Source organism: Oleiphilus sp. HI0132, assembly GCF_001635845.1.
This window is the reverse complement of record NZ_LWGJ01001083.1, coordinates 1-6,741: the sequence shown is the minus strand read 5'-3', so window position 1 is coordinate 6,741 and position 6,741 is coordinate 1. Positions and strand designations below refer to the sequence as shown.

The 6,741-nt window shown below is 41.4% G+C and carries 5 protein-coding genes; 2 read left to right on the top strand and 3 right to left on the bottom strand.

Annotation, left to right across the window (positions count from 1 at the left end; translation table 11 throughout):
• Positions 1 to 467: 467 nt before the first annotated feature.
• Together A3766_RS14005 and A3766_RS14000 are read left to right on the top strand one after the other, a co-directional pair.
• Positions 468 to 2,363, top strand: coding sequence for a diguanylate cyclase (locus A3766_RS14005; RefSeq protein WP_068510527.1), 1,896 nt, complete (start codon positions 468 to 470; stop codon positions 2,361 to 2,363).
• 105 nt (positions 2,364 to 2,468) lie between these two features.
• On the top strand, positions 2,469 to 3,089 hold the full coding sequence (locus A3766_RS14000; protein WP_068510525.1) for a riboflavin synthase: 621 nt from the start codon (positions 2,469 to 2,471) through the stop codon (positions 3,087 to 3,089).
• A 37-nt stretch (positions 3,090 to 3,126) separates the two neighbouring features.
• Here A3766_RS14000 and A3766_RS13995 read toward each other — a convergent pair whose 3' ends face one another.
• The 3 genes from A3766_RS13995 to A3766_RS13985 form a co-directional block, all read right to left on the bottom strand.
• Positions 3,127 to 4,293 carry a DUF6160 family protein gene (locus A3766_RS13995; RefSeq protein ID WP_068510524.1) on the bottom strand — a complete coding sequence of 389 codons (1,167 nt, stop codon included), beginning with the start codon at positions 4,291 to 4,293 and terminating at the stop codon, positions 3,127 to 3,129.
• Positions 4,294 to 4,643: 350 nt separating this feature from the next.
• Positions 4,644 to 5,654, bottom strand: a complete 1,011-nt coding sequence (locus A3766_RS13990; protein ID WP_068510522.1) for a methyltransferase — start codon at positions 5,652 to 5,654, stop codon at positions 4,644 to 4,646.
• On the bottom strand, positions 5,655 to 6,741 hold a 1,087-nt coding region (locus tag A3766_RS13985), incomplete at its 5' end, for a TonB C-terminal domain-containing protein (RefSeq protein WP_197479573.1).

Sequence of the window (6,741 nt, the reverse complement as noted above, 5' to 3'; positions counted from 1 at the left end):
TTTGCTTGTATGCCGTCGATCGGGAGTCTTGCGCCTGCTATTTTCCTCTGCGTCATCACCAGAGGCCAAGCCATTATTTTGATCGATATCATTTAACAAGCTATCAAGAGATGCAGTTTTGCTTGTATCCGCATTGTTTGTTTGTTGCGCAGTCACTAAGATTTCCCTTTGGTGTTGCTATAGTTTATCGGATGCCATCTGAACAACTTTAGTAATTATAGCCTCTTACTTATCATCTTTGCTTAGATTCTGGGCTATTAAAAACGCAAGGCACCCTCGCCCTTACTCGCAACAATAGACAGACCTAAAAACTAAACTAGACAAAATTCAAGTTGCGCCGGTTATCATATTTGTTATAAATCCGGCGTTTTTTATGGCTTTCTAGAAACTATTTCTCAGACATCCACTATACTAACAACTACACACCAATCACTAGCTAACTACGCACATCGGACTCTGAGCAGAGCATGAGCATTCACAGAAAGATAGACCTACTTCCTGAACGCTCTCAAATGGCATGGCTTATCTTGCTTATTGCCACTATTGGGCTGTGGGTCAGTCTCGCGATTTCTAAGCCATCCTTAGCACAAAGCACGTCATCGCAGTACGAAACAATTAAGGTAAGCAAAATAGTAGATGAAGTTAATGCACTACCTTATCTAGATTACTACTTGGACAGTTCCTTTTCGGCAAGCATCAATGATGTGCTAGCAATAGATAAAAATAAATGGACAAAAAATACCGAGCACATTCAGCACTTTGGGCAGACGAACGCGCCTTACTGGTTCCGCTTTAAGCTACACAAACAGCGCTTTCATATCGACCAACAGTATTTTGTTAAATTAGATTACCCTCATCACGACCGTGTATCGATTTATTTTGTCAATGACGGCCGCATCGTCAAACAAGTCAATACCGGCGACCACTTACCATTTAAAAGCCGAAAGGTAGATTTACCTACTTTTGTTTTTAGTATTCCAGAAAACCATACAGAGCTTGACGTATATCTAAACATACAGTCAGAAGGTGTATTGCAACTCCCGCTCTCAATCGTTACCCAAAATGAGTTAAGTAAGCAAAACATATCTTTTAGTCTTCTATCCGGGATATATTTCGGCGCAATCCTGATTATGCTTTTTTACAATAGCTTTATTTATCTCACCGTAAAGGATAAAGGCTATCTTTACTATTTAATATACCTAAGCTCATGCGCAATCATCCAGTTAGTGCTTTCTGGTCTCGCTTTTCAATATCTATGGCCAAACTACCCCCTATTTAATTACCACGCTGTTGTATTTTCTGCCGCTTTTACCGGCATTAGTGCGATAACATTTATTAAGAATTTTATTGGTATCGACTACATAAGCTCTAAGCGAGACCTTGTACTGATAAAGCTTCTAATTCTGACTTTCATATTGACGGTACTATCCGGCTTCTTAATTTCTTATAGCTTCGCATTAAAAAGTACATTTATCGCTGTAAGCTTTATGGTAATGACCGGCTTTTACCTTGGTGTGAAATACTGGCTAAAAGGGATTAAAACTGCTCGTTATTTTGCTTTGGCCTGGTTTAGCTATTTAGGTGCGGTCATTATTTTCCTATTAGAAAATAACCGAATTATAGAACCAAATATTTTCAATGAAAACGCATTATCCCTTGGCACTCTAATCGAGCTGACACTTCTCTCTATCGCATTCGCTGACAGGTTAAATTATGAAAAAGACTTGCGAGTTGAAGCTCAAGATGCACTACTCGATGCGCAAATCAAAATGAATCAGGATTTAGATAAAATCGTTAAATCACGCACCGAAGCGCTCGAAGAAGCGAATACGCAGCTTAAGGAACTAAGCGTAACTGACGGCCTTACTAGTCTAAAGAATCGCTACTATTTCGATAAGACCTTTAAGAAAGAAATTCACCGTGCTGCGAGGGACAGCCTCAGCTTTTCAGTTATTATGATCGATATAGATCACTTTAAGGTCCTTAATGATAAATACGGACATTTGTATGGTGACTACTGTCTAACTCGCTCTGCCGAGCTGATAAAAGCAGTTATCCATCGACCTTCGGATACCGTCGCACGCTATGGCGGTGAAGAAATAGCAGTGCTTCTACCCAATACGACATTAGACGGTGCTATGCGACTTGCCGAGCGCATACGTGAGCAGTTCAAAGAAAACGAGTTTTTGGATTCGGGCATTTCAACCTTTTTAACTGTGAGCATTGGTGTATCCAACGCCACCCCTACTACAGACACAATCAAGCACGCGATTAAACTATTGGATATTGCCGATCAATGCCTGTATAAAGCAAAGGAAGCTGGGCGCGATCGAGTAATAGGCCAGAAATGCTATTTCGAGTAATACAGTGCCACTTTATCGTGGCCACTCACTGAAACACTCTCGCACTAATTCGACAAACGCCTCCTCACAAACACTAGCCATATTAAAATGAGAGTTTAAGGAATTATGTTCACAGGCATCGTTCAAGGTAAAGCAAGCATTCTTGAAATTTCAGGTACAGACAATCTAAAAACATTAAAAATAGGTTTTCCTGATGGCGCATTGAAAAACATAAGTAAAGGCGCAAGTATTGCAATTAACGGCACTTGTCTGACCGCTACCGCCTTTGATCTTGAGCAAAACTGGGCGAACTTCGACGTAATGCTCGAGACACTTAAACTAACAAACCTTGGCTCGCTACAAGAAAGCGACCAAGTTAACTTTGAGCGAGCCGCGGCTATTGGTGATGAGATAGGCGGCCATCTAATGTCTGGGCATATCCATTGCAGCGTTGAAATATGTAAAATTGACTCAGCTAACGATGTCCATACAGTTTATTTCACAACACCCGAAAATCTCCAAAAATACCTCCTACCTAAAGGCTTTGCCGGATTAAATGGCTGCAGTCTAACACTAGGCGAAGTATCTAATGAGTCCTTTAGCGTTCATCTAATACCTGAAACACTAGAGGTAACAACCTTTGGTGAACTCAAGGTAGATGATGCAGTGAACCTAGAAATTGACCCTCAAACTCAGACCATCGTTGATACCGTGGAGCGATTCATGAGCACAAAAAAGCCAGCTTAAATGCTGGCTTTAGGTCTAATCGTATCAAGCAAATATTCTAATGTGCCGAAATGACGAGTGAAGTATCCGAGATATGGAAATCAGTAAAGTAGACAGAACCGATGCTTTGACCTGTATCTCCGAAAGAGACATGGGGTAGATCCCAATCCCACGCAACGTTTATATCGTAGATTGCTTGGCCATCAACATGAATCAAAGCATCCCCATCTTTATGGATGATGTGTTGCGCTGCAGCCAACTTACTTTGAACACTTGCAAAGCCAAAACTACCAAGCGTATCATTCCCACGTTCATTATGAATTCTCATATCACGCAGTGTTAAATAAGGGTTTGTTACTGAGCGAGGTATGATTGTATTGGTCGCATTGTTCGTACTATCAATATCCAAATCTTCTACACGAAATTTCGCATCGATCCCCAGATATGAATCAGCTAGCAATATATTTCTTGGCTTACCATTCGAAGAATTGCCGGTCGTATCATGAAAGTCATTTCCTTGGTTTTTAATAACTATATCTAAATAACCTAGGTAAGCTTCCACTGAGAAATTCTTGCTTAAGGCAGTCTCAACACTGCCGTCTGAAGCACGTATACCAAACTCGGCTTCCTGAATATGTAGATCAACAGCATTTTTATAATTATCAAGATTTGATGCGTGCGTAGACGGTGGAGGTGGAGTATTGCCAGTGAGGACGGCATCACTGAACCCAAGGTCTTGTGACGTAACGTGAATAAGCACATCGCCATCGCCGTACTGCTTCCCAAACCCACCAGCACCATCAGCATACTCATTGATAGCCCAGGCAACATCAGTTTCACTCGTATCAAAAAAACCAGCAGTGGCCAGGAGCGCAACATCGGAAAACCCTGTTGCCAATGTTTCGTTACCATCTGTCACGTCAATTTTTGCGCGAAGGTTGTCTACTAAGCCGCCACCGATTCCAGTCAAGGAGTAATCTTTCGTATACATAGAACCAGCATCTACATATTCGAACTCGCCGATATGTACCCTTGTTTCTATATCAATAGTCAAACCAGCTTTACCCGTAACGTTAGATAATGAGCTATCGTCAAGGAATTGTAACTCAGCAAACGCGCACGGCGACGTAAGGCCCACCACTAAAGCACAGCTTTTAGCAGCTACAGGAATTTGCTTGAATATATTCTTGTTATTTTTGGCTATTACAGCCCTACCCGTCTTCATGAGTACTCCTGAGGGTTAGGTGGAATCTCCACCTATTCAGTATTCCTTGTGCTCAAGTCGATAAGCTATAGTAATATTTATAAGCCGACCAACAGTCACATATATATGTAAAATATCACATACCGTTACATGCACCAATGGTTTATGCTTTAGAAGCAGGGCAAGTAATAGTCAATAAAACATATTTGTGAGCCAGTTCAAATTTTAGTATGAACATTCTAATTCTAAGAAGTATTATCTAACCCAATGAACGCAATTCATTTTTTCAGGTTTTTATCGCTAGCGTAAAGCTAGAGTGGACTCGCCCTTGCAATGCAAGGGCTTTTTTTTGCTTATAAATAATTCAAGCTTCAGCGAAAGGCCTTATACACACGAAACTTAGTGGTTTCAGCCAATACATCGCAGCGCCCCATGCTCGCCTCAATAATCGATGCATATTTAAGAAAAGAATTCGCAACTAAAAGAAAAGGTGCGTGCTTTGTCAATTTATCTTTGGCACCTTTAATAAACCCCTCAGTAGTTGTGTATTCAGTATCTACACCTTGATGGAATGGCGGGTTCGTCACTAAGGCGTTAACCCTACCTTTTACCTCAGCCCAGCCATCACTGGGGTAAATATCTACATCTATGTTATTTAGCCGCGCAGTTTCTTCAGCGCACTTTAGGGCCAACAAATTAATATCAACCATTTCCAGCTTAATACCTGGATTGAGCAGTTTTGTATAACACCCTAGTACGCCACTACCACAACCAAAGTCCAATACTCGCCCCTCTAGACGGGTAAACATATTCGCCAGTAGTAGCTCAGTACCCTCATCGAGCTCACCGATACTAAACACACCTGGTATAGCAGCCACTTTTAAGGATATGTCATTCACCTCAACATCAAATGATGTCATCCAATCTTTTAAGCTAAACGGCTCGACTTTTTGATCTAGGCTTGCATGCCACAATTGACAGTGTTTAGCTGAATCAATCTTGCTAGCATCACTGCTATATGAGCTTAACTTCTTAGCCGCACTAGCAATTCCGGCTTTTTTCTCACCCACGAGATAGATATCACCACCTTGACACAACAGAGGCGTAACATAGGCCAAGATAAGGTCCAACTCTGCCTTTGCTTTTGGGATGTGAATGATCACCGCATCACAAGCCTCAAGACCTTCATTACCCAAACTAAATAAGACTTTGTTACCAAGAGAGTTTTTTAAAGACCGATATACTCGATAATCAAAGGTAATTACCTTTTCAGGATTTAAATACTCAAGAGGATCACCAGGGGGTGGACCAAAAATAATCAACTTTCTGCACTGGGAAAACTGTTCTGAATTGCGTTCAATAACCTTTGATCTTACGTGCATCTAATCACTCTCGTCTTTAATATGGGATTGATCCACTTCAAATGGCATTTTATCTCTCTCCAACTCAATGGAACTAAAGTGAAACCGTAAGTGGCTGTATCGCTCGGCGATAATCGTATTTTTTGGGACGTCAAAGCGCTTTACGGCTCGAATTGCACGAACAACCGAGTCATCCAAAGCAGGGAGACCACTCTGCAAGAAGATAAATACATCAACGACATTTCCGTATTCGTCCAGCTCTAGCTTTGCAACACCTCTATGCATTTGCCTACCTTTGTATGGATTATTCCATTTTTCGTTAACCTGCTTATTCATTCTTTCAAGAAATTTATTAACCATACGCAGTTCTTCACTTTCTTGTTCGCTATATGGTTGTTCAACAGTTACGTTCTCAAGTTCATCTTCACCGAGCAAGCTGATATTCCCAACAACATGAGTGTCTGGGTTTCCTTGACTCTTTTCCTCTAAAAGAACGGTATCAGCCTCATATTCACCATATACATCTTCCATATACGAAGGAATAATGGAGCTCTCCTCTACATTGTTACGCTCATCCATGTCATTCAGCTGTGAAGATTGTTCAGCCACTTTATTAACACCTTTAGTACTCGTATCTAACAGATTCCGGCTTATTGACTCAGTTTCATCTGTTTGGTTCTGTGTTTTTTTCTCAGAGGCCGCCAGATCATCTGAAGGGTCAGGCAACTGACTCCATTTCTCAGGCTCCTCATTTAAAATACTTTTATTCGCTAGCTGCTCTCCGCGCTCGACCCCGCCATCACCAAAAAACACCTCTTTGGCCTCTCGATTTGTTTGATTACTGGACGAAAACTCCTGTGCATTATGCACCGGAGAAAAATAATCCGAATCCTGATTCGGTTCTGGCTCTGGCTCTGGTTCTGGCTCTGGTTCTGGTTCTGGTTCTGGTTCTGGTTCTGGTTCTGGTTCTGGTCCTGGTTCTGGTTCTGGTTCTGGTCCTGGTTCTTCTAAGTGATGTTTTATCAATTTAATTTGGACGACAGACGTTTCTTCGACTTCATTCTCACTATGTTGCGTTCGCCACACATAAAAGATTAAAGCGAGCAAA